At 58.7% G+C, this 21,469-nt stretch carries 19 protein-coding genes; 3 read left to right on the top strand and 16 right to left on the bottom strand.

The window, feature by feature from the left end:
• On the bottom strand, positions 1-1,808 hold a 1,808-nt coding region (locus GJA01_RS11375; RefSeq protein WP_099282373.1), incomplete at its 3' end, for a hypothetical protein.
• A 265-nt stretch (positions 1,809-2,073) separates the two neighbouring features.
• On the opposite strand from GJA01_RS11375, the gene GJA01_RS11370 reads away from it, so the two are divergent.
• Positions 2,074-3,096 carry a ribonucleotide-diphosphate reductase subunit beta gene (locus tag GJA01_RS11370; protein ID WP_023945411.1) on the top strand — a complete coding sequence of 341 codons (1,023 nt, stop codon included), beginning with the start codon at positions 2,074-2,076 and terminating at the stop codon, positions 3,094-3,096.
• Between the two features lie 21 nt (positions 3,097-3,117).
• Here GJA01_RS11370 and GJA01_RS11365 read toward each other — a convergent pair whose 3' ends face one another.
• A complete protein-coding gene (locus GJA01_RS11365; RefSeq protein WP_062502646.1) occupies positions 3,118-3,951 on the bottom strand; it encodes a tRNA1(Val) (adenine(37)-N6)-methyltransferase in 834 nt (277 codons plus the stop codon).
• Positions 3,952-4,099: 148 nt separating this feature from the next.
• On the opposite strand from GJA01_RS11365, the gene GJA01_RS11360 reads away from it, so the two are divergent.
• Positions 4,100-5,155: a polyprenyl synthetase family protein gene (locus tag GJA01_RS11360; protein WP_010502434.1), complete on the top strand. Its 1,056-nt coding sequence runs from the start codon at positions 4,100-4,102 to the stop codon at positions 5,153-5,155.
• Positions 5,156-5,214: 59 nt separating this feature from the next.
• On the opposite strand, the gene murI is transcribed toward GJA01_RS11360, so the two are convergent.
• A complete protein-coding gene (gene murI / locus GJA01_RS11355) occupies positions 5,215-6,051 on the bottom strand; it encodes a glutamate racemase (protein ID WP_082785204.1) in 837 nt (278 codons plus the stop codon).
• Between the two features lie 5 nt (positions 6,052-6,056).
• Positions 6,057-6,803, bottom strand: a complete 747-nt coding sequence (locus GJA01_RS11350; RefSeq protein ID WP_010502438.1) for an orotate phosphoribosyltransferase — start codon at positions 6,801-6,803, stop codon at positions 6,057-6,059.
• Positions 6,804-6,977: 174 nt separating this feature from the next.
• On the opposite strand from GJA01_RS11350, the gene GJA01_RS11345 reads away from it, so the two are divergent.
• Entirely contained in the window at positions 6,978-7,214 is a 237-nt protein-coding gene (locus tag GJA01_RS11345; protein ID WP_010502440.1) for a hypothetical protein, read from the top strand.
• Between the two features lie 28 nt (positions 7,215-7,242).
• On the opposite strand, the gene GJA01_RS11340 is transcribed toward GJA01_RS11345, so the two are convergent.
• The 12 genes from GJA01_RS11340 to GJA01_RS11285 form a co-directional block, all read right to left on the bottom strand.
• Entirely contained in the window at positions 7,243-8,544 is a 1,302-nt protein-coding gene (locus GJA01_RS11340) for a citrate synthase (protein ID WP_010502442.1), read from the bottom strand.
• A gap of 129 nt (positions 8,545-8,673) precedes the next feature.
• Positions 8,674-9,189: a SixA phosphatase family protein gene (locus GJA01_RS11335; protein WP_062502644.1), complete on the bottom strand. Its 516-nt coding sequence runs from the start codon at positions 9,187-9,189 to the stop codon at positions 8,674-8,676.
• Entirely contained in the window at positions 9,186-9,503 is a 318-nt protein-coding gene (locus GJA01_RS11330) for a chorismate mutase (RefSeq protein WP_062502643.1), read from the bottom strand. The genes GJA01_RS11335 and GJA01_RS11330 overlap by 4 nt, the downstream gene beginning before the upstream one ends.
• Positions 9,493-10,179, bottom strand: a complete 687-nt coding sequence (locus GJA01_RS11325) for a metallophosphoesterase (protein ID WP_062502642.1) — start codon at positions 10,177-10,179, stop codon at positions 9,493-9,495. Before GJA01_RS11325 ends, GJA01_RS11330 begins: the two co-directional genes overlap by 11 nt.
• 113 nt (positions 10,180-10,292) lie before the next feature.
• Entirely contained in the window at positions 10,293-14,816 is a 4,524-nt protein-coding gene (locus tag GJA01_RS11320) for an AAA family ATPase (protein WP_062502641.1), read from the bottom strand.
• A gap of 28 nt (positions 14,817-14,844) precedes the next feature.
• Entirely contained in the window at positions 14,845-15,483 is a 639-nt protein-coding gene (locus GJA01_RS11315) for a thioredoxin domain-containing protein (protein WP_062502640.1), read from the bottom strand.
• Entirely contained in the window at positions 15,484-16,113 is a 630-nt protein-coding gene (locus GJA01_RS11310; protein ID WP_062502639.1) for a thioredoxin domain-containing protein, read from the bottom strand.
• Positions 16,114-16,171: 58 nt separating this feature from the next.
• Positions 16,172-17,110, bottom strand: a complete 939-nt coding sequence (locus GJA01_RS11305) for a hemolysin family protein (protein ID WP_034881238.1) — start codon at positions 17,108-17,110, stop codon at positions 16,172-16,174.
• Complete coding sequence (ybeY, locus tag GJA01_RS11300) at positions 17,107-17,595, bottom strand: rRNA maturation RNase YbeY (RefSeq protein WP_062502638.1); 489 nt, start codon at positions 17,593-17,595, stop codon at positions 17,107-17,109. Before ybeY ends, GJA01_RS11305 begins: the two co-directional genes overlap by 4 nt.
• A complete protein-coding gene (locus tag GJA01_RS11295; RefSeq protein ID WP_062502637.1) occupies positions 17,564-18,757 on the bottom strand; it encodes a PhoH family protein in 1,194 nt (397 codons plus the stop codon). Before GJA01_RS11295 ends, ybeY begins: the two co-directional genes overlap by 32 nt.
• A complete protein-coding gene (gene miaB / locus GJA01_RS11290) occupies positions 18,751-20,115 on the bottom strand; it encodes a tRNA (N6-isopentenyl adenosine(37)-C2)-methylthiotransferase MiaB (RefSeq protein ID WP_082785205.1) in 1,365 nt (454 codons plus the stop codon). Before miaB ends, GJA01_RS11295 begins: the two co-directional genes overlap by 7 nt.
• A gap of 300 nt (positions 20,116-20,415) precedes the next feature.
• Positions 20,416-21,372, bottom strand: a complete 957-nt coding sequence (locus GJA01_RS11285) for a lysophospholipid acyltransferase family protein (protein ID WP_062502636.1) — start codon at positions 21,370-21,372, stop codon at positions 20,416-20,418.
• Positions 21,373-21,469 lie beyond the last annotated feature (97 nt).

Genomic DNA, 21,469 nt, shown 5'->3' with positions numbered 1-21,469 from the left:
GTAAGACTGGGCAGGCCGTGTCCTGGCATGACCAGAAGAGCCGACACCCCTAGTCTGGAAAAGAGCTCTGGACGCTGCGTCAGAAATGTTTCCAGAAAAGCATCGCCGTTCTCGGTAAATGGGTAGGACCCGTTGAAAGTAACGGAGTCAACTTTGGAACCAAAATCCTGTCTCAGCCGCTGGATCCATGTTTTCGGCGTCGGGATGGCATTGTGGTTGATGGAGGCGATGCCAAGATACGCACCATAATTTGGTTCGACTGGGCCTATGGTGACGAAGCGTTGAAGTCCGGTTTCTGCTCGAAGGGCGGTGATGAGGGACTGATCGGGCCGAGGGGCTTCCGGGTAGGTGCTGAGAAGAGGAAAACCGAACAGGGCAAGGCCTTCGCAAAGAGCCACAAGTCCCAAGGCTATGGGAGATTTTCTGCGCCACGAGAGTGCCAGAGCGGCAATGAGGCAAAGCAGTCCAAAAATCAGCGAGCCTGTTGCATAGATGTGTGAGGAGAACGGGGGGGCGGAAAAAGAACGAAGTCGCTCCAGTTCCGGATGGTCCAGCAGATAAGCCCCTATAGCCAGGGCACTGAGTGTAAAAGCGGAGAAAACAAGTGCATTGCGCCGCCATATGCCTCGAAACATGTCATCCAGCGTAAGAGCCGCCAGCAGGATCAAACAGCTTTCCACCATGGGTTCGCACAGGCGGTAGAAAACCGTGTGTCCCACCCCTGGAATCAGATCCACAAGCTGGGTCAGAATGGGAAGGCCAGCCTGTTTGCCAACGACAGCGATGATGATGCCAAGCAGCAGGAAGCGCAGTGCACGTTCTTTCTTCCCCCCTGTTGCACACAGGGCCAGAAATGGAACAACAAGGCCGCAATATCCCCCTAGGGCATACCATGCATCGAGTTCCGACCCATAGAATATGGGGCCGTTGATGTACGGGAAGAGCAGCATGGCCCATGCCTGATGAGGGAGCGCATCATCATTGATCCCGGCATGGAAGCCCACCTCGGCATGAGGCAGAAAAGTCAGGAAGGCCAGAAGCTGTGGGGCGGCAATCAGGCCTGCCGTGATGCCGCCAAGGGTAATATGCAGGGCAAAGCGTAACTTGCCTGAGCCCGTCTGGAAAAAGCGGAGAACCGCCAGCCCAAGAGCGATCAGTCCAAGAAGAAAAGCCGTTTCCGGAAATCCCGCCAGAAGAAGATAGGCCAGCCCCAGAGCCAGCCAGCCCCAGTTTCCCGTGCGGGCACGTTCTACCCCATAAAGCGCGAGTGGCAGAAAGGCGATTGGCTCGGAGGGGCCGTCTGAAGCCCAGGCGTAAGTTCCATTGAAGGCATAGAGAAGTGCGCCGATCAGGGCAGCGCGCGCATCAAGGCGGAGTTGTTTCAGAAGGGCATATGTTGAAAGTCCGGCGATGATCTGAAGCGTGCACTTCATCATCAGTAAGCCGTTCGGAAGGCCCAGAAACAGCACGAAAGGAAGAAAAAACGCGGCGGGTTGGTATTCGCCAGCCAGCGGCATGCCAACCCCGCTATAGGGATTCCACCAGGGGATAATACCATGCGCCCAGTCCCGTGCGACCAGTCGCCCAAGGGCTTCCACAAAAACCCCGGCGCAGCCGTCAATCCAGCCGGGATTGCCCGGAATGAGCGCCTTGGACGCTGCCGCGTTGTTCGTGACCATCACGGATGTTGTCATCATCGGGTCGGTAGAAAAAAATCCGAGCCATTCGGGCAGATAGACGCAGATGGGCAGAAGGACGAGTGCGAGAAGATGGGAGCGCGGCCAGAAGCAGCGCGGTTTCTGGGGCATGGAGGCTCCGCCTGGAGGGTTGCACTGCTTGCATAACCTTCGTGTTTTCGTCCCACAAGAGAATGGAATGTCGACTGATGCCCCGTCGGACGTTATGATCCCTCCCAGAATGATTCTGGATGACCGGGGTTGAGCAGAGCTGCACCCGGATCATGGTCTCCAGACTGTCTAAGGTATTGAAAAACACGGATTTCCATGTGTCCGCCTTCCTTTTGGAGAGGGCGATTGGTCACAGGAGGAACGTGTCTTTGAGGAAAGTAAGGTCATGAGCAACCCGACCCCGACTGCTGGTGAAACGCCAGCACCCGAGCACTATGACCTGATGACCGCGAACCCGGTTTACAAACCGTTTCGCTATCCTTGGGCCTATGACGCATGGCTGACCCAGCAGCGCGTTCACTGGCTGCCGGAAGAAGTACCGCTGGCTGATGACGTGAAGGACTGGCACCGCACGCTGACGGAAGCCGAACGCCATCTCGTGACGCAGATTTTCCGCTTCTTCACGCAGTCGGACGTGGAAGTGAACTCAGCGTACATGAAGTACTACAGCCAGGTCTTCAAACCGACCGAAGTGCTGATGATGCTGTCGTCCTTTTCGAACATTGAGACGGTTCACATCGCGGCGTACTCGCATCTTCTCGATACGATCGGGATGCCGGAAACAGAGTATTCCGCGTTCCTGAAGTACAAGGAGATGAAGGACAAGTATGATTTCATGCAGTCCTTCAACATCGCGAACAAGCGCGAAATCGCCAAGACCATGGCGGCTTTCGGTGCGTTCATGGAAGGGCTTCAGCTTTTCGCTTCCTTTGCGATTTTGCTGAACTTCCCGCGCTTCAACAAGCTGAAGGGCATGGGGCAGATCGTGTCCTGGTCGGTGCGTGATGAAACGCTGCACTGCCTGTCCATGATCCGCCTGTTCCGTACGTTCATTCGTGAAAACCCGGAACTATGGACGGAAGATTTCCGCGAGGAACTGACCCAGATCTGCAAGACGACCGTTGAGCACGAAGATGCGTTCATTGATCTGTGCTTCGAAATGGGGCCAGTCGAGGGCATGACGCCGGCGGACGTGAAAACATATATCCGGTTCATTGCAGACCGCCGTCTGACACAGCTTGGTCTGGACCCGGTTTATGGCGTGGAAGAAAACCCGCTGCCATGGATCGACGACATGCTGAACGCTGTTGAGCATGCCAACTTCTTCGAGAACCGCTCCACCGAATATTCCCGGGCTTCTACATCTGGCACATGGGAAGAAGCTTTCGAAGGAAGCGTCTTCGAGTAATTCCCCTGGGGGAGGCCAGCTTCAGGGTAGAGCTTCCCCCCGTCTTAAGACCCGTTCGGCCGCAGCGGTAAAGCGGCCATCTTCTTCATGCAGGGTCAGTCCTGGCTTCAGGCGGAAAATACTCTTTCCACCATGGATGGCCTGAACCAGCACCAGCTTCGCCTCCCGTCCCTGTTTAGGCCAGAAGGGGTAGAGCTGGATTGAGCCACACCCATTTTCCAGAAGTGTCTGGCAGGCTCTGTCTGCGATTGCCGTGGATATGATGAACGTCAGTGTCCCGCCGGGGAGAACCCAGCGGCTCAGGGCTGAAATCCAGGCCTGTGGGTCGCTGTTTGCCGTGCTGAGGGCAAGGCGTCGTCGTTCGTCCGGGGACGGGGTGCCGTGCGCACTGTGCCAGGGAGGATTGGCCATCACATGATGGAAGCGGCCATTGGCTGTGGGAGCTTTTGTCCGCAGGGAGGATGGAATGTCTGGCAGAACGGCCTGAACGACAGACAGGTGTGTTCGCGAGTCCGGAAAGGGATTGTTCAGGAAATTGTGAGCAGCGAGTTCTACCGTGTCGCCATCCGCCTCAAGACCAATGCCGCTGACACCCGCTACACGAGCTGCAAGGCAGAGTAATCCGGCTCCAGCGCCGCAGCCCGCTTCAAGGACGGTCTCACCCCCTCTTGCAGGAATGGCCGCAGCCATCAAAACAGGTTCCAGCCCCGTGCGATATCCCTGCCGGAACTGCGTGTAGCGGAGTCGTCCGTCCAGTAATGTTCCGGTCCTTTCTTTTTCAGAAGGGGAAGAACTGCTGGTCAGGGAGGTCTTAAGGGGCTGCAATGGGTTGACCGCCTTCCTGCTGCCGCTCATATGGTCATTCCAACCTGTCGTCCGGCGTGAACATGGCCCGGTCGCTTTTCCCATGCAGGAAAAACGAACGGGACTGCGCCATATCATATCGTGCCTGCATGGTCCTGGGCAGTCCCGGGGCGTTATGCAGGAACTGGAGTAAAGACCCTTGGATTCTGCCGCACCGGATGCCGCCGTGACCGTTGATAAAGCTGTGGTTCAGGGTGCGGGGGGCGAGAGTGCGCTGTCGGCGCTTTCTGCCTACCTTGAAGAGGATATGCTGGCCTGTAATCGTGCGATCATCGCCCGGATGGAGAGCCCGGTTCCCCTGATCCCGCAGCTTGGCGCCCATCTTGTCGCCGCTGGAGGCAAGCGCCTTCGTCCGTTGCTGACGCTGGCCTCTGCACGTCTTTGCGGTTATCAGCCGGGACCGGATCATCAGCGTCACGTCGGTCTCGCTGCCTGCGTCGAGTTTATTCACACCGCGACCCTGCTGCATGATGACGTCGTGGATGAAAGCACGTTGCGTCGCGGACTGGCCTCCGCCAATGCCGTGTTCGGCAACAAGGCCTCCGTGCTGGTTGGGGATTTTCTGTTCGCCCGCTCGTTCCAGCTTATGACGGCAGACGGCTCCCTCAAGGTCATGGCGATCCTGTCAGATGCGTCTGCAACGATTGCTGAGGGTGAAGTCCTTCAGATGGTTGTGCAGAATGATCTCACGACGCCTGTTGAGCGGTATCTCGAAGTTATTCACGGCAAAACCGCTGCGCTGTTTGCGGCTGCCTGCCGCGTCGGTGCTGTTGTGGCCGAACGCCCGGATGCCGAAGAGGATGCTCTGGAACAGTTCGGCACCAATCTGGGCATGGCGTTCCAGCTTGTTGATGACGCCCTTGATTATGCCGCAGACCAGCAGGTTCTGGGCAAGACCGTTGGCGATGACATGCGGGAAGGCAAGATTACTCTGCCGGTCCTAGCCGCCTACGAGGCTGGCTCACCGGAAGACAGGCTTTTCTGGGAGCGCGTTATTGGAGAAGGCGAGCAGACGGAAGCTGATCTGCCTCACGCTCTGGAACTGATTGCAAAGACAGGTGCGATCAACACGACAATCGCCCGGGCGCAGGTCTATGCGGATGCGGCAGTCGAGGCTCTTTCCATTTTCCCGGATAGCGAACTGCGTCGCCTCCTGATCGAGACGGTTCAGTTCACGGTAAACCGGGCGCGCTGAGCGGGTTTGTTCTACGTCGACCTGTGCTTCATGCCGGGATGACGTAGAACTTGACTGTTTCAGGCCGTAACGGAAACGGGCCTGAAAAGAGACCATCCCGAGAATCCCAGTCGACTAACAGCCTGTTCCAGGCGCGGTGCATTGAACGGTGCGCTGGTCATGAGCAGGCGTTGTGGAGGGGGCATCTCAGGGTCGGGTGGTGAAACTGCGGTTTCCAGAACCGTGCGGACCTGTCGGGCAACGGCGGGAGCCGGGTCCAGCCAGTTCAGAGGGCGTCTGGCAAGCCGCTCGAAGGCAGGCAGCAGGAAAGTATAGTGGGTGCAGCCCAGACCTACAGTGTCAATTTCGTCGCCGTTGGGCTGACTGAAAAGCGCAGCCAGTTCCTGTTCGACATCCGCATCCGGGATATCATCGCCTAAAAAAGCACGCTCCGCCAGATCGGCCAGCCCCCGGGCACCATGCGTAATCAGGCGACAGTCCGAAGCGAACTGCCTGTGCAGATCCAGAACATAGGGTCGCCGTGCTGTGGCTGCTGTAGAGAGTAGTCCGACGGTGCGGGTGGTGGAGACACGCCCAGCCCAGCGGATGGGAGGGACACAGCCCACAACAGGAATGGAAAGGCGTTCCCGAAGGGCGGGCAGTGCAATTGTGCTTGCTGTATTGCACGCAATGACGAGCACATCGGGCCTGAGTTCGTGGCAGGCGGCGTCAAGCAAAGTGACAATCCGATGGGTCAGCAGATCGTCAGGCTGCTCGCCGTATGGGAACAGCGCGGTATCAGCCAGATAGTCGATCGTGAGATTTGGGAGGGTATCGCGCAGAGCCTGCACGACACCCATCCCTCCAATCCCCGAATCAAAGGCAAGGCATCGATACGAAGGGGCAGGTGAGCCCACGGGCGTTAGCCTTCTGCTTTGGCCTTGAGTGCCAGCGCTTCTTCGGCGCTGCCAACACCGCCATGCTTGCGGGACCAGCCACAGGGATCTTCAAGGAAACGACGAACCTCGGCGCTGTCTTTCTCGGAGAAGTAATCGCCGCCTGCACAGGCTTCGAGAACGTCCCACCAGGTGCACAGGGCGTGCAGGGAGATGTCCATGTCTGCCAGCGTTTTGTGTGCGCCGGGGAATACGCCGTAGAAGAACACAACGAAGGTGTGGTTCACGATGGCACCTGCATCGCGCAGGGCATTGGCGAATCGGATCTTGGAGGCACCGTCCGTCGTCAGATCCTCGACCAGCAGGGTGCGCATGCCATCGGGCACATCACCTTCGATCTGCGCATTACGGCCAAAGCCTTTCGGCTTTTTGCGGACGTAAGCCATCGGCGTCATCATGCGATCCGCAATCCATGCAGCGAACGGAATACCGGCTGTTTCGCCACCGACGACCGCATCAATGCTTTCATAACCGATGTGGCGGCCGATTTTCTCAACGGCCAGTTCCATGATCTTCGTGCGCGCACGTGGGAAGAAGATGATCTTGCGGCAATCGATATAGACCGGAGACTTCCAGCCTGACGTCAGGGTGTAAGGCTCTTCCGGGCGGAAGTTGACGGCTTTGATCTCAAGAAGGATGCGGGCCGTGGTCAGGGCTGCGTCCCGATCCCACTGTGTGCGGCCTGCGATCGGGCTATCTCCGTGCTGTGTCATGCTGCTCTCCACTGACGTCGTTTTCTGTGGTTTACCGGCCACAAGGCGTGAAGGGTAGTGCCAAATTCGCCCGCACTTGTTGCTGTCATAGGGGGAGCCAATCTATGCTTGCGGAGTCAGGTCTCTCCCCCTAAGGAGTAAGACCGTTTTTCCTCTTCTGAAGCAGGATCAAAAGTGAGCATCGAAACCAGCCGGATTGGCCGGAAATGCGAACGTGCCGTCGTAACAGCCTATCAGGAACTGCGTGAGGTCGGTCAGCCGGACATGCAGGCTTTTGCCGCATGCACCACGCTTTACCGTATCCATCACCCTGAGTCGTCTATCACGGAAGCGCGCCGCCTTGTTGCGGAATGGATTGACCATCACGTTGTTCGCAAGGCCGAGGGCCAGACCCCCGGCTGTGATTGCTGATCAGACGATCTGAAAGGGCAGGGGCTTTTCAGCCCCGCTCGCTCATAGGGACAAAGTCCCGCTTCGCTTCCCCAACGTAAAGCTGCCGTGGACGTGTGATCCGTCCAGCAGGATCCTCAATCATTTCTTTCCACTGGCTAACCCAGCCAACAGTGCGCGCAACAGCGAACAGCACGGTGAACATGCTCGTCGGGATACCGAGGGCTTTGAGGATCAGGCCGGAATAGAAATCCACATTTGGATAGAGCTTGCGGCTGACGAAATAATCATCTTCCGTCGCGACGCGCTCAAGTTCCTTGGCCAGATCCAGTAGCGGATCATGCTCCAAGCCCAGCTCGGAAATCACTTCATGGCAGGTGGCCTGAAGAATTTTCGCCCGGGGATCAAAGTTTTTGTACACGCGATGACCGAAGCCCATCAGGCGTACACCGGAATTGCGGTCCTTCACCTTCTCAAGGAACGCCGGAATACCATCGCGGGTACCGATGGATTCCAGCATATTCAGGGCAGCTTCATTCGCACCGCCATGAGCGGGTCCCCACAGCGCCGCAATGCCGGCTGAAATACAGGCATAGGGATTGGCGCCCGTTGAGCCGACAAGACGGACCGTTGTGGTTGAGGCGTTCTGTTCATGATCTGCATGGAGAAGCAGAATACGATCCATTGCGCGGGCCAGCACCGGATTGACGCGATAATGATTACCGGGTCTTGCGAACAGCATGTGCAGGAAGTTCTCGGAGAAGGACATTTCCTCATCCGGATAAATGAACGGTTCTCCGATGGAATATTTATAGGCCCAGGCTGCGATGGTCGGCACCTTCGCAATCAGGCGGCGTGCTGAAAGATCGCGGTCTTTGGCCTGAGAGATGTCCAGACCATCGTGATAAAATGCGGAGAGTGCCCCCACCGTGCCGCAGAGAATGGCCATGGGATGAGCATCACGACGAAACCCGTTAAAGAAATTGCGGATCTGTTCGTTCAGCAGCCGATGTGTATTCATATCGGCCTGAAAAGCCTGATATTGCGGCGTTGTGGGAAGCTGTCCGTAAAGCAGCAGATAGGCCGTCTCGGTGAAGCTGGCATTCAGGGCAAGGTCTTCAATCGGATAACCACGATGCAGCAGCGTTCCTTCATCCCCGTCGATGAAGGTAATTTCGCTGGTGCAGGTTGCTGTCCCCACCAGACCCGGATCAAAGGAAAAGACCCCAAGCTTTTGGGCGGCGCCACGCAGATCCACGACGTCCGGACCCATAGTCCCCTTCAGAAGAGGAGCCTGCATGGAGGCTTCACCGGCTTGAAGGGTAGCGGTTTCGGGCTTGGGATCGTGCATGAAAAGAGCGCCTGCCTGACAGGGTTACGGGAAGGCGCCAAGTTTAGGGTGTAGGAGTTTTCCCTGTCCAGAGACACCGGTCGGGAGAGGGCTCCTGAATAGCGCCTGTGCCTGAAGGTGGTTGACCAGTCAGGGTGTCAGAACGTGGAGAGCCTGTACGGTAGAAGGCCGGATGTTGATCCAGTCCCCCTGTGTTTGGAAGACTGTCAGCGTTGCGGGGGGATACCCGTGTCTCAGGGCTGCAAAGGCGTCATTCTGCACGGATCTGCCGGCCAGATTGTAAGTCAGTGCACCAATGGCCGGATTATGCCCGATCAGAAGCAGCGTTTGAACATGGTCTGGAGTGCCGTGGATAAAGCCGTAAAGCGTATTGAGGTCTGCGCCATAGAGGCCGTTCTCAAGTTCTGGCGTTACGGTTTCCGGCAGAGCGGAAAGAACGCCTGCAGCCGTTTCCCGTGTCCGTCGTGCGGGGCTGCAGAGAACCTGCAAGGGCTGGGGCAAAGCCAGTTGGGCCAGCTTCTGACCGATCTTTACGGCCTGTTGGCGGCCGGTTTCGGTTAACGGGCGTTCAATATCGCCCGCCCCGGAATAGAGATGTGGGCCTGCTTCAGCGTGACGAAGCACAAGAAGCAAACGGGTCGTCATTCGTGAGAACCATTCGCCTGAGCGGCAATAGCCTCATGATGTCGGATAACTTCACGGATGACGAAAGCCAGAAACTTCTCGGCAAAGTCCGGGTCCAGATGCGCATCCCGCGCAAGCTGCCGCAGACGTTCGATCTGACGGGCCTCACGATTGGGATCTGCGGCGGGAAGGCTGGACCGTGCCTTGAGTTCGCCAACCGCCTTGGTGCACCGGAACCGTTCTGCCAGCATATGAATCAGGGCGGCGTCGATATTGTCGATACTGGCACGCAGGCGTTCAAGTTCTGCGAGGGCGGAAGAGCTGTCAGAAGTCATTAATGTCAATCCATGCAAGGTGGCCGCCTTTTCCAGCGCCTAGATCTGTAAAGACAGCCGTACCGCCAAGCCTCCCCATCCGGCGCCAGGGGCGTCCGTCAGTTGAGCGGCGGTCATGGCCGACATAAACCGTCATTCCCTCGGGAATACGGTTGATCCAGGTCAGGCGGCGTTCAGGATATCCATCCGGCTGCATGCGGCCGGTGGTTTCGCCAAAAAGGGCGCGGGAGAGGGGGGCGGACATTTCGCCCAGGCCCGAAACAGGAGGCTCGGAAAGCATGGCGGTATGAAAGCCGCCATGGACGAAAAGCGCTCGCCCAAGTCTGAGCCATGTCGGGGCTGCGGCAATTGCTTCATAGGTACGCTGCTGAAGCCCTTCATATTCCGGCAGGGAAAACTGCCGGAGCGTTTCTTCAAGGGGGGGATCACGCCTCAGGCGACGTCCTTCGAAAGCGCGTCCCAGTTTGCGATCATGATTGCCAAGAATGAAAAGCCCGCGATGTGTTTCCAGAAGATCGAGCATCAGCTCCATCACGCCGGCACTGTCTGGCCCGTGATCTACAAGGTCCCCAAGTTGTATGACGAAGCGATCGGTGGCGGTCGCATGCCGGAAAGCATTCAGGTCGCCATGCACGTCTCCCACCACACGAACACCGTGTTCACGGATTCGCGTCATGATCGGGGCGGGGAGAGGTGGTTCGACGAAAATGGGCTCGGTCTTTCAAGGCGTTTTGTCTATCAAAAGGCTTCAACGCCTTAACGTCAATTTTCGATTGAAGAAAAAAGACGTCAGCCTTCGACAAGAGCCGCTGCGCGTCCCAGATCAACCGACAGAACCCGGCTTACACCACGCTCCTGCATTGTGACACCATAGAGCCTGTCCATATGGGCCATGGTGAGTTGATGATGGGTCACGACAAGGAAGCGCGTGCCCGCTTCCTTGGTCATATCCGCCAGAAGAGAGCAGAAGCGCTCTACATTGGCGTCGTCCAGCGGCGCATCCACTTCATCCAATACGCAGATTGGCGCCGGGTTACAGCGGAATGTCGCAAAGATGAGGGACAGTGCCGTCAGGGCCTGCTCACCGCCGGACAGCAGGGACAGGGTGGAAAGCTTTTTCCCCGGTGGTTGGGCAAAGATTTCCAGCCCGGCTTCCAGCGGATCATCACTGCCGACCATACCCAGATGCGCACGCCCCCCCCCGAACATCCGGGAGAACAGCGACTGGAAATGTCGGTCCACTTCCGTGAAAACGGCCAGCAATCTCTCGCGCCCTTCACGGTTGATGGTCCCAATGCCGCCGCGCAGCCGGTTGATGGCAGCCGTCAGTTCTTCATGCTCGCGGGCGATGGTTTCGGCGGTCTGCTTGGCTTCTTGATACTCTGTCTCGGCGCGTAAATTGACGGCCCCGAGATCATCCCGTTCCCGGGTGAGACGGGAGAGCCTACGGCGGGTGGATGTTTCGGCCTGCTCGGACAGATCAGAAGGATAAACGCCCCCTTCTGGCGGGTCGCTTTCCGTCAACAACCGCTCACGTGCTGCCACGGCCTGTTCGGCCCGTTCCGTATGGCGAGCAATGGCTTCACGAGCGGATGACAGCGCCAGATCAGCCTCCCGGCGACGTTCCTGCGCGGCCTGGCCAGCTTGATCAGTGGCCTCGTCTCTGGCGCGGGCTTCATCATAGGCTGCCTGAGCCTTTTCGAGATCCAGATCCTGCTGCTTTAGCGCGGCTTCGAGGCGTATCGGATTATGGGCCGCCTTGTTCCACGCGTTTTCCAGAGTGTTGCGGCGTTCTTCCAGCTCGGTGTGCGATTGAACGGTGAGAGAAATCTGTCCTTCAAGGTCAGACAGTCGTCCTCTGAGCGCCGCGATACTCCCGTTCAGGCGCATATCTTCCAGCGCGAGGTGAGACAGGGTTTCCCGAACTGTTTGAAGCGCCGTTCGGGTTTCTTCGAGTTCCGCAGTGCCGTCCAGCACGTTTCGTTCCAGCCGTGCTGGGTCTGGACGCTCTGCAATGGCAGCGTCCTGCGCCTGATAGTCCTTCGTGAGCTTTTCTACGAGCGCCTTAAGCTCCGCCGCACGTGGAGCAAGTGCTGTGCGCCGGGCGAGGGCTGCCGTGGCCGACTGGTCCAGGGTTTGCAATTCGGCAGAAAGGCGATCCGCTTTCTTGCGGAGATCGCTCGTGGTCTTGCTCGCGGCTTCAAGTTTCTGCCGGGCATCCTGATGCTGCTGACGGGCTACGGCTTCACGATGCTCCAGATCTGGAAGATCCGGCCGGTCAGTGGCGGTTGTTGTGGCTTCAAGTTCAGTTTGAAGGGCATCAATCTCCCGCTCCAGTCGCGTCAGGGCGTCTTCCAGTTCCTGAAGGCGTGTCTGTGCCGTTTCATGGCGCAAAATGGCCTGATCCAAAGTGCGATCAGCCTGTTCGGCCTCTGTCCGGGCTGTCTGGAGATCCCGCGTCAATGCTGTGAGAGCTGTTCGAGCCTCCTCCACGATCTGAGCCGCCTGTTCAGCAGCGTTGGTCAGGGCTGTCGGGGAAGGATGGACGTCATAATCGGCAGCTGCTTTGTCCGCGTCAGAGCGTGCGCTTTTCGCAGCGGCTTTTGCGTCTGACAAACGACGTTCTGCTTCTTCCCAACGACTTTTTGCCAGCGCGGCCTGCTGTTCGCGTCCTGAAAACTGGGAGCGGGCTTTGCTCAGTTCAGGTTCCAGTCCCGCACGCTCCGATCGAAGACGCTGCAAGGTCTGTTCCGCCCCAATCCGTCTGCGCTGGGCCTCCTGAAAAGCATTTTGTGCGGCCGGAAGATCTTTTTCCTTCTCCGTAAGAAGGGCGCGGGCCTGCGTTAGGCGCTGTCTCTGCTCCAGACGGGCGGCTCCGGCATCAGGCGCGTCTCCCGAGCGAATGAAACCGTCCCATCGCCACAGAGCGCCATTCCGGCAGACAAGCGCCTGACCGGGCTGAAGATGCGTTTGAAGAGCGGCCCCTTTGCCGGGATCATCCAGTAGGAAAACGGCGTCCAGGCAGCGTTTCACAGCGTCTGGCACCGCAACCAGAGACGAGAGAGGCGGGCAGGAATCAATCTGTGGGGTGGCTAACGCTGTGAGAGCAAGCCACCGACGGTCAGCGGCCACGGTCGTGGGCGCGAGAGAGGCATCCAGTCCATCTGCCAGTGCCGCAGCAACGGCCCGTGCCAGATCCGCCGGAATATCAAGCCTGTCTTCCAACGGGTCCGGCTGCGCGGCGACGGCTGCGAGTGTCTGTTCCAGCCCTTCACATTCCGAACGAAGGCGCAGGATCGTGCTTTCTGTACGGGTCAGAGCCTCGCGGGTAGAGCTCTCCGCTTCGGACGCAGAAGAAAGGGCTGACTCGGCTTCGGAAAGAGCGCTCTGAATGGCATCCAGTCTCGTTTCCAGATCCGTAACAGCTTTTTGGAGGACTGCTACGTCAGTGTCCGGTACGAGGCTTTTCCCGGCAGTATCCCGTTCCCGAAGAGCCGTTTCTGCACGTTGGGCGGCCTGAGTGGCGGCGTGCTGGGCGTTGTCTTTCGCACGGAGCAGGCCCCTATGGCGCTGAACGCCTTCTTCGGCCTTGGCGCGCGCTTCGAGCCACGCCGTATTGGCCTCATCCAGAGCCTGCCGCGCCGCGCGTTCCCGAGCGGAAATATCTTCCAATGCCTGCAGGGTCTTTTCCCGCTGAGCCTGAAGCTCGGCGCGCTGTGCATCCGTCAGAAGAGCAGTGGCCGTCTGGGTATGAGCGCTGCGGTCCTGAGACAGGCGGTCTGTCGCCGCTTGAAGGCGACGCTTCAGATCCGTCTCGGTTTTTTCCAGCACCGTCAGCCGTTGCCGTCCGTCTTCGAGGGTACGGCCCTGCAATTCCATTGCCAGACGCGCATCCTGAAGCGTGGCAAGAGCCGCAGCTTCGAGTTGTCTGGCGTCCTCAGCCTCACTGATGGCGACATCAACCTGCTGGCGCAGGCTTTCCAGGACGTCATCGTCAGGTCGGTCTTTCTCCAGCGCAGTCAGTTCTGCTTCAAGGGCCTGAAGAGCGCCTGTTTCAGCGTCAAGCCGTGTTGTCAGAGCATCCAGAGCGCTTTTCAGACCATCACGACGGATTGCTTCTGCATCCCGCAGACGGACCGCTTCTTCCAGAGATGCCGCCTGAGTTCGCTCAAGTGCTGCGAGGCGGTTCTGTTCTTCGGTGGCTTGAGCGCGCTGTTCAGGAAGCTGGGCGTGTTCCTTTTCCTGCGCTTCCAGATCCGCAAGAGCGGCCGTCTGGGCGGCTCGATCCTGTGCGAGCCGTTCCGTGCTTCGGGTGAAATCTGCTTCGGCCTGTTGGAAGCGTGCCAGTGCTTCGGTTTCTGCTTCTCGCGCACGCGTGACGTCCACTCGGGCTGTTTCGGACTGAACTTTCAAGCGCTCTAAAGCACTGCGAAGGCGGTCTGTTTCTTCTCGAGCCTGTGGTGTGGCCTTGCGAGCTTCAAACTCCGCGATAGTCGCGTGTTCGGCTTCCTGCTCGGCTTTGCGGAGGGCCTCTCGGGCTTTGGCCAGATCATCTTTGCTGCGTTGTACGGCGAGATTGGCGCGGGCGTGCAGGAGGGCATGAAGCTGAATCTCGGCTTCACGCAGCTTTTCAGAGATCTCACGATATTTCCGCGCCTGAACGGTCTGTTCTTCGAGGCTTCCGAGCCGCTCTTCGATTTGAAGGCGCAGGTCTTCGGCGCGGGAAAGGTTGGTTTCGGTCTGGCGAAGTTTCAGTTCCGCATCATGGCGGCGGGCATGAAGGCCCGTGATGCCAGCGGCCTCTTCCAGCAGAAGGCGGCGCTCTTCGGGCTTGGCCGCGATAAGCTGGCCGACACGGTTCTGGCTGACGATGGCAGAGCTTCGTGCACCGGACGCCAGATCGGCAAAAAGCGTCTGCACGTCACGCGCACGCATGACGCGGCCATTGATACGGTATTCGCTGCCGGAGCCACGCTCGGCACGACGCGTGATTTCAAGATCTTCAGCGTCCTGAAATGGAGCGGGGGCAAGACCCTTGGCGCCGGTCAGATGAAGCGTGACCTGAGCGATGTTCCGGGCCGAACGTGCGCCTGTTCCAGCAAAGATCAGGTCGTCCAGCTCGCCACCCCGGAGGGCGCGGGCGGAGGTCTCACCCATGGCCCAGCGCAGGCCTTCGACGACATTGGATTTGCCGCAGCCATTTGGACCGATAATGCCCGTCAGGCCCGGAAGAATGTCAACGCGCACCTCATCGGCGAAGCTTTTGAAGCCGCCGATCATCAGGCGGCTGATCGTCGTGGTGTGCGTTGACATCGGTGTTTATGAAACGCCCTGAAAAAGATCAGGAGGCCTTGGCGACCAGATCGGCAAACTTTTCGTAGGTTTCCGGGTCCTGATCGTAGTGCGTGTTATTGAAGCGGAAATAAGGCGTGCCCTGGATGCTATAGGTGTCCGCATCCTTCTGCACCTGGTTGAACATGGCCTGCATGAATGCCGTGTCTTCGCTGATGCTCTTGAACTGGGCAGCGGAGACGCCGGCCAGAGCTGACATCTGCTGCAGACGCTGCATCGGGTCTCCGCCGGAAGCAAAAGCCCACTGCATCTGGCTGGAGAGCAGCGCACCAATGAAAGGTACGTAACGGTCTTCCGGCAGGGAACGGGCCACCATGGCGGCGGTCAGGCCGACGCGGTCTCCGCAGAAATCATGGAACTGATAGCGAATCTTCCCGGTATCAATGAGCTGTTCCTTGATCTTCGGGAATTCTTCCGTGCCGAAATGGGCGCAATGCGTACAGGTCAGGGAAAACCATTCCTGCACCAGCACTTTGGCGTTCGGATTGCCAATGATGCGCGGTCCCATGCGCGGATCGTTGGCTGGCAGGGCCGGGGGCGCATCAGCCGCGCGGGCTGCCGTACCGGCCACGGCAAGAGCCGGGGCTGCGGAAAGAATGAAACGGCGGGACATCATGGGACGGGTCATTCAGGAAGCCTTTGCAACTGCTTTGGCGAACGCATCATAGCTGGAAACGACGTCCGGGGCCGGAGCGTCATTGATGCGGAAATAAGGGGTACCCTGGATCTGAAGGAAAGCGCCATCGCGGTCCTGACGGTTCACGATGGCCTCACGCAGGGCATTATCAGCGTTGATCTTATCGAACTCAGCCGCTGAAATACCCGCCATGGCGGCGCGCTTTTTCAGTTCCTGCACAGGGTCGATGTTCTGCGCGAATGCCCACTGATCCTGCGTGCGGAGCAGATCATCCACAAAAGGGGCATAACGGTCTGCGGGCAGGGACCGGGCGAGCATGGCGGCCAGAAGCGCCACCTGATCGAGTGGGAAATCGTGATAGCGATAGCGGATCTTGCCCGTATCAATCAGGTTCGCCTTCACCTGCGGGAAGATGGTCTGCGCGAAATGTGCACAATGAGAACAGGTGAGGGAAAACCATTCGTCAACCTGCACCTTGGCGTCCGGAGATCCGAGAACCCGTGGTCCCATGCGGGTATCTCCCGCCGGGAGGCTGGTGTCTTCTGCGAGAGCAGAAGGCAGGGAGGTCACTGCCGCAAGGGCAGGGCCAGCGATAAGGAACGCGCGGCGGCCAAGGGTCATGGACGGGTCTCCATTACGGACAATCTGACTTACTCAGAACGATGAACTGACGCGGGCGTCAAGACCCGCGCTCATCATCCTGCTGCCCGGTATCGGGGAGAGGCTTCTTTTCCCAACCTTCCGGAACCCGCATCCGCAAGGCACGGATATGACGCGCATCGGCGTCGAGAACGCGGAATTCCAGGCCGCTGTCATGGGTCAAAACTTCATCGCGGGCTGGAACATGTTCCGCCATGCGGAACACCAGCCCACCAACCGTTTCAATTTCCGCTTCCCGCTCCGCATCTGTCAGAACAGCGCCGAGCCGCTCCTCAAGCTGTCGGACTGGCAAGCGGGCATCGATATCGAAGGAGCCGTCAGGGCGTTCGACCCACGGTGTTGTGACCGGATCATCATGTTCGTCTGAAATATCGCCCACGATCGTCTCGATCAGATCTTCGATTGTCACGAGGCCATCAATGCTGCCGTATTCGTCAATGACGAGCGCCATATGCATCCGGCGCTGACGCATCTGCAGAAGCAGATCCAGAACCGGAATAGTTGGCGCAATCATCAGAGGCTGACGCAGGAGCGGACGAATGTCGAACGCTTCGGGGTCGTCCACATAAGCCACCAGATCCTTCACATGGATCATGCCAGCGATATCGTCGAGCTGCCCGCGATAGACTGGCATACGGGAATGATTTTCCCGCCGCATGTGATCCAGAGCATCGTTGAAGGAGATGCTTTCCGGCATGGCAATGATGTCTGCGCGCGGGATCATGACGTCATCCGCCGTGATGTCCCGCAGGCGCAGCACGTTCATAATGAGCGCGCGTTCCTGCCGATCGAGTTCAGGCTCGTCGCCCGTTTCCTCAAAAGGCTGCGCTGCTTCCTGAACAAGCGTTGCAATGGATTCGCGCAAACCCTGATCGCGGCCACGGCGACCGAACAGTCCGAACAGGCCTCGGGAATTCTTCCTACCGTCGTCTGAACGGTCAGTAATGTCTTCGCTCATGCCCGTCTTCCTGCCTGTCGCCACGGATCGCCAAAGCCAAGCTGACGCATCGTGCGGGTTTCCACGCCTTCCATGTCCCGGGCTTCGCCGGGCTGATAATGATCGTATCCTGCCAGATGCAGGGCACCATGAACCACAAGATGTGACAGATGGGCACGCATGCTGCGATGGGCAGCATCCGCTTCCTTCCGGACCGTCTCGTAACCCAGAATAATGTCTCCGCCATGGATGGGGGACACCGGCTCGAATGTCAGAACATTCGTGGGCTTGTTCTTGTTGCGGAAGCGAGCATTGAGCCGCTTTACGATCCGGTCCGTCGAAAGAAGAATCGACGGCGCAGGAGACCGGCTGAAATCCGGGCCGCCCTGACGGGCGACGGCGGTGAGCGCACGACGGATCGCGCGCTCTGTATCAGGAACCGAGAAACGCCATCTGGCGTCCTCGATGATGATGTCAGTACCGGCGTGACGACTTGGAGGTTCCATTGTTTTCCCGGCGCGGCCGATCCCTGAAATTATCCAGAGGGGCAGGCGCTTTCTGTTCATAGGCATCGACGATACGGGCAACCAGCGGATGGCGCACCACATCGACGGATGTAAACCGTGTAATGCCGATTCCCTTGATGCCTTCGAGGGTCTCGACGGCTTCCCTTAGCCCAGATGATACCCCGTTGGGCAGATCAATCTGGCTCAGGTCGCCTGTAACAGCCATGCGTGTGCCTTCACCCATGCGGGTCAGGAACATCTTCATCTGGGCTGGTGTCGTATTCTGGGCTTCATCCAGAATGACGAAAGAGTGGGCAAGGGTTCTGCCGCGCATGAAGGCCAGCGGCGCAACTTCAATCTCGCCCGTACCCATCCGGCGCACGACCTGGTCGCCCGGCATCATGTCATTCAGGGCATCATAGAGCGGGCGGAGGTATGGATCGATTTTTTCCCGCATATCACCGGGCAGAAAGCCCAGCCGTTCGCCCGCTTCCACTGCCGGACGGGAGAGAATGATGCGATCAACCTGTCCGGCCAGCAGCATGGCGACGCCCTGTGCTACAGCCAGATAAGTCTTGCCTGTTCCCGCTGGTCCAATCCCGAAGACCAGATCGGTGCGGGCCAGCATTTCCATATACGCCGCCTGACCATGAGACCGCGGAGCGATTACGCCCCGCTTGGTGCGGATGGCGGGCAGATCTGTAAAGGGGGCGGAGGACGGAGGGACCTGCTGTGGAGAGCGGGTATCTGTCCGCTGTTGATTGTCCCGGCGTGGATGCTGCTTCTGAGAATGCTGTGACGAAGATGGTGGCGGAACGGCAGCGCGTTGCCGCTCATGATGACGCGTTGGGAGGGCCGTGAGACGGATCACCCCATCAACCTGTGAACTGTCGATGGTGCCGCCCTGTTCGAGCTGATTGTAAAGCGCGACGATGGCGGCCTGCGCCCGGCCCACGGCGTCCGTCTCTCCCGAGATGGCAATCTTGTTGCCACGGCATGAGAGCCGGACATCAAACCCTTCTTCAAGTCGGGCGAGATGTCGGTCGTGGTCTCCCAGAAGTCTCTGGAGAAGAATGTTGTCGTTGAAGCGCAATGCGACGGTGCGATTGCCTTCGGTGCCACCAGTGGTGGCGACGGAGCGCGTCGGGGGTGTTGTCAGCAAGCGGAGGCTGTCTCCCGGATGAGGGTTCCACCAAGTGAGTTGGTCATGCGAGTTGTGATGGCAACCTTGGCGATGGTGCCAATCAGGTGTTCCGGCCCTTCAAAATGAACAGGCTGGAGATACGGGGACCGACCGGAAAGCTGACCCGGCTTGCGGCCTTTCCCCGTAATGAGAATATCCTGAACCGTTCCGACCATATCCGCATTGAAGGCGTCCTGCTGTTCACGCAGGAGCGCCTGAAGCTCGGCGAGGCGGCGGTCTTTCACGTCTTCAGCCACCTGAAAAGGCTGGCCAGCGGCGGGCGTGCCGGGACGTGGGGAATATTTGAAGCTGTAAGCCATGGCGAAGCCGATATCGCGCACAAGCTGCATCGTGGCTTCGAAGTCTTCATCCGTTTCACCCGGATGACCGACGATGAAGTCTGACGAGAGAGCCAGATCAGGCCGCGCTTCCCGCAAGCGACGAACGCTCTCGCGGTACTCGTCTGCGGTATGCCCACGGTTCATGGCTTTCAGGATACGGTCTGAACCGCTCTGAACTGGTAGATGCAGGAAGGGCATCAGGGCGTGGTTATCGCGGTGTGCGTCAATCAGGCTCTGATCCACATCGCGAGGATGGGACGTCATGTAGCGGATGCGATCCAGACCTGGCAGACGTGCCAGTTCTTCGGCCAGTTCCGCCAGTGTAGCACTGCCACCCTGGCCATTATCGCCATGATAGGCGTTGACGTTCTGGCCCAGCAGCGTGATTTCACGGACGCCAGCGTCCACCATGCGGCGTGCTTCCGCCATGACGGAAGCGACCGAACGGCTGCTTTCTGCGCCGCGTGTGTACGGTACGACACAGAAGGAGCAGAACTTGTCGCAGCCTTCCTGAATGGTCAGAAACGCTGTGAGATTCCCAGCGGACTGAGGGGCAGCCTCATTGGGAAGGAAATCGAATTTCTGTTCAGCCGGGAAATCCGTCTCGATGACCGCACCGCCAGCGCGCGCTGCACGGGCGACCATTTCTGGCAGGCGATGATAGGTCTGCGGGCCAAGCACCAGATCAACATAGGGCGCACGACGGAGGATTTCTTCGCCTTCTGCCTGCGCCACACACCCGGCAACGGCAATGATACTGCGTTCGCGCCCGTTCTCCATCCGCTCGTCACGGATTTTGCGAAGGCGACCCAGCTCGGAAAAGACCTTTTCCGTGGCGCGTTCCCGGATATGACAGGTGTTGAGGATCACCATGTCCGCCTCTTCAGGCGTTTCAACCGGACCATAGCCAAGCGGACGCAGGACATCAGCCATGCGGGCGCTGTCATAGACGTTCATCTGGCAGCCCCATGTAATGACATGCAGCCCATGACGCATACGGTCAGTCGGGGCACGATCAGCAGGGACAGGTGCGGAGGCGGAAGTCTCGGTGGTCACAGTCTCAATCCGGGATTGGCAAAAGCAGGCACACACATCGGGACAGGAGACCGCGCGGTCAAGCCTGTCCAGACAGGGGAGAAGTCAAACATGGGGCGGTATCGGCATGTCAGACTGGCCTGAAGTGGCATCACCATCTCCGGACGGACGCTGGATTGCTCCCATCAATGGCTATGAAAGTGACGCGCTGATGGCGGGCAAGTCAAGACAAACCTTGTGAATTGCAGAAGAATAAGGCGCTTAGTTCTGTCCGTCTGGCACAAGTCCCTGCCGAAGCTGGGCGGCACCATCCCGCACGGCCTTGAACGTTGCGTTGGCCAGTTCCTTGCGGGATTTGAAATCCTCCGGGTTCAACGGTGGATGCAACAGAACGGTTGCCCGCATTGAGCGCCACTGGCCGAACGACCAGATATGTGGCGTCAGGTCCATGTCCCCATACCATGAGAAAACGGACCGCCGACTGCGCCCGACTGGCAGGCCTTCCAGTCTGTCATAAACGATGGAAACGGGCTGGATGAGGACCGGAGGAGGCTTTGGCATCCCTGCCTGCTCAAGGCGGCCCGGCTTGGCCACGGCAAAGAAAGACGACAGGAAGGGCAGGACGCGGCTGCCATCTGAAGACGTGCCTTCCGGGAAAAGTACGATATCGTCTCCGTCCCAGAGGCGATCCGCCATGTCATGCAGTTCCTTCCCCGTGTTCTGGCGGTTGCGGCTGACGAAGATCGTGCGCCCGAGGCGTGAGATGGTGCCAATCAGTGGCCAGGTACCGACTTCGCCTTTAGCGACGAACACCGTATGGAGAACACCGCCAACAGCGATGATATCCAGCCAGGAGCAATGGTTGGCGACATAAACGATCGGGCGTTCACCATTTTGGACATCCCTGGCGGTTCTGATGCCACCGGCAGGTGTCCCGATGACACGAAACTGAAGCCCTAGAATACGCCCAATCGTGTACCAGAAAACGCGAGGAAGCCGGATCTTTGCTGGACCAGGCAGACGTATGAAGAGCGCCTGCAGGCAGCCTGCCCAGAAAGCCCATATCAAAACGGCTATCAGTCGCCCGATACAGCTCAGCCGGCTGAAGAGCGAGGACTGCGTTGTTGCCTGATTGACCGGAAAATTGACACTTTCATCAATGATCGGTCGGTTGTGGCGTCGGCGGCCGGACGGTGAAGGAGCATCACGATGGGACATGGGTGCTGAGTGATACGGTTTTCAGAAGACCTAGACAATCTTGTTTGTCTTTCAGGCGTATCTATCGGCTATAACAGGGAGGGTCTTCGGTGGACTT

It is taken from the genome of Gluconobacter japonicus, assembly GCF_002723975.1.
Taxonomy (GTDB): domain Bacteria; phylum Pseudomonadota; class Alphaproteobacteria; order Acetobacterales; family Acetobacteraceae; genus Gluconobacter; species Gluconobacter japonicus.
The sequence above is the reverse complement of the archived record's forward strand: the minus strand, read 5'-3'. Positions and strand labels throughout refer to the sequence as shown.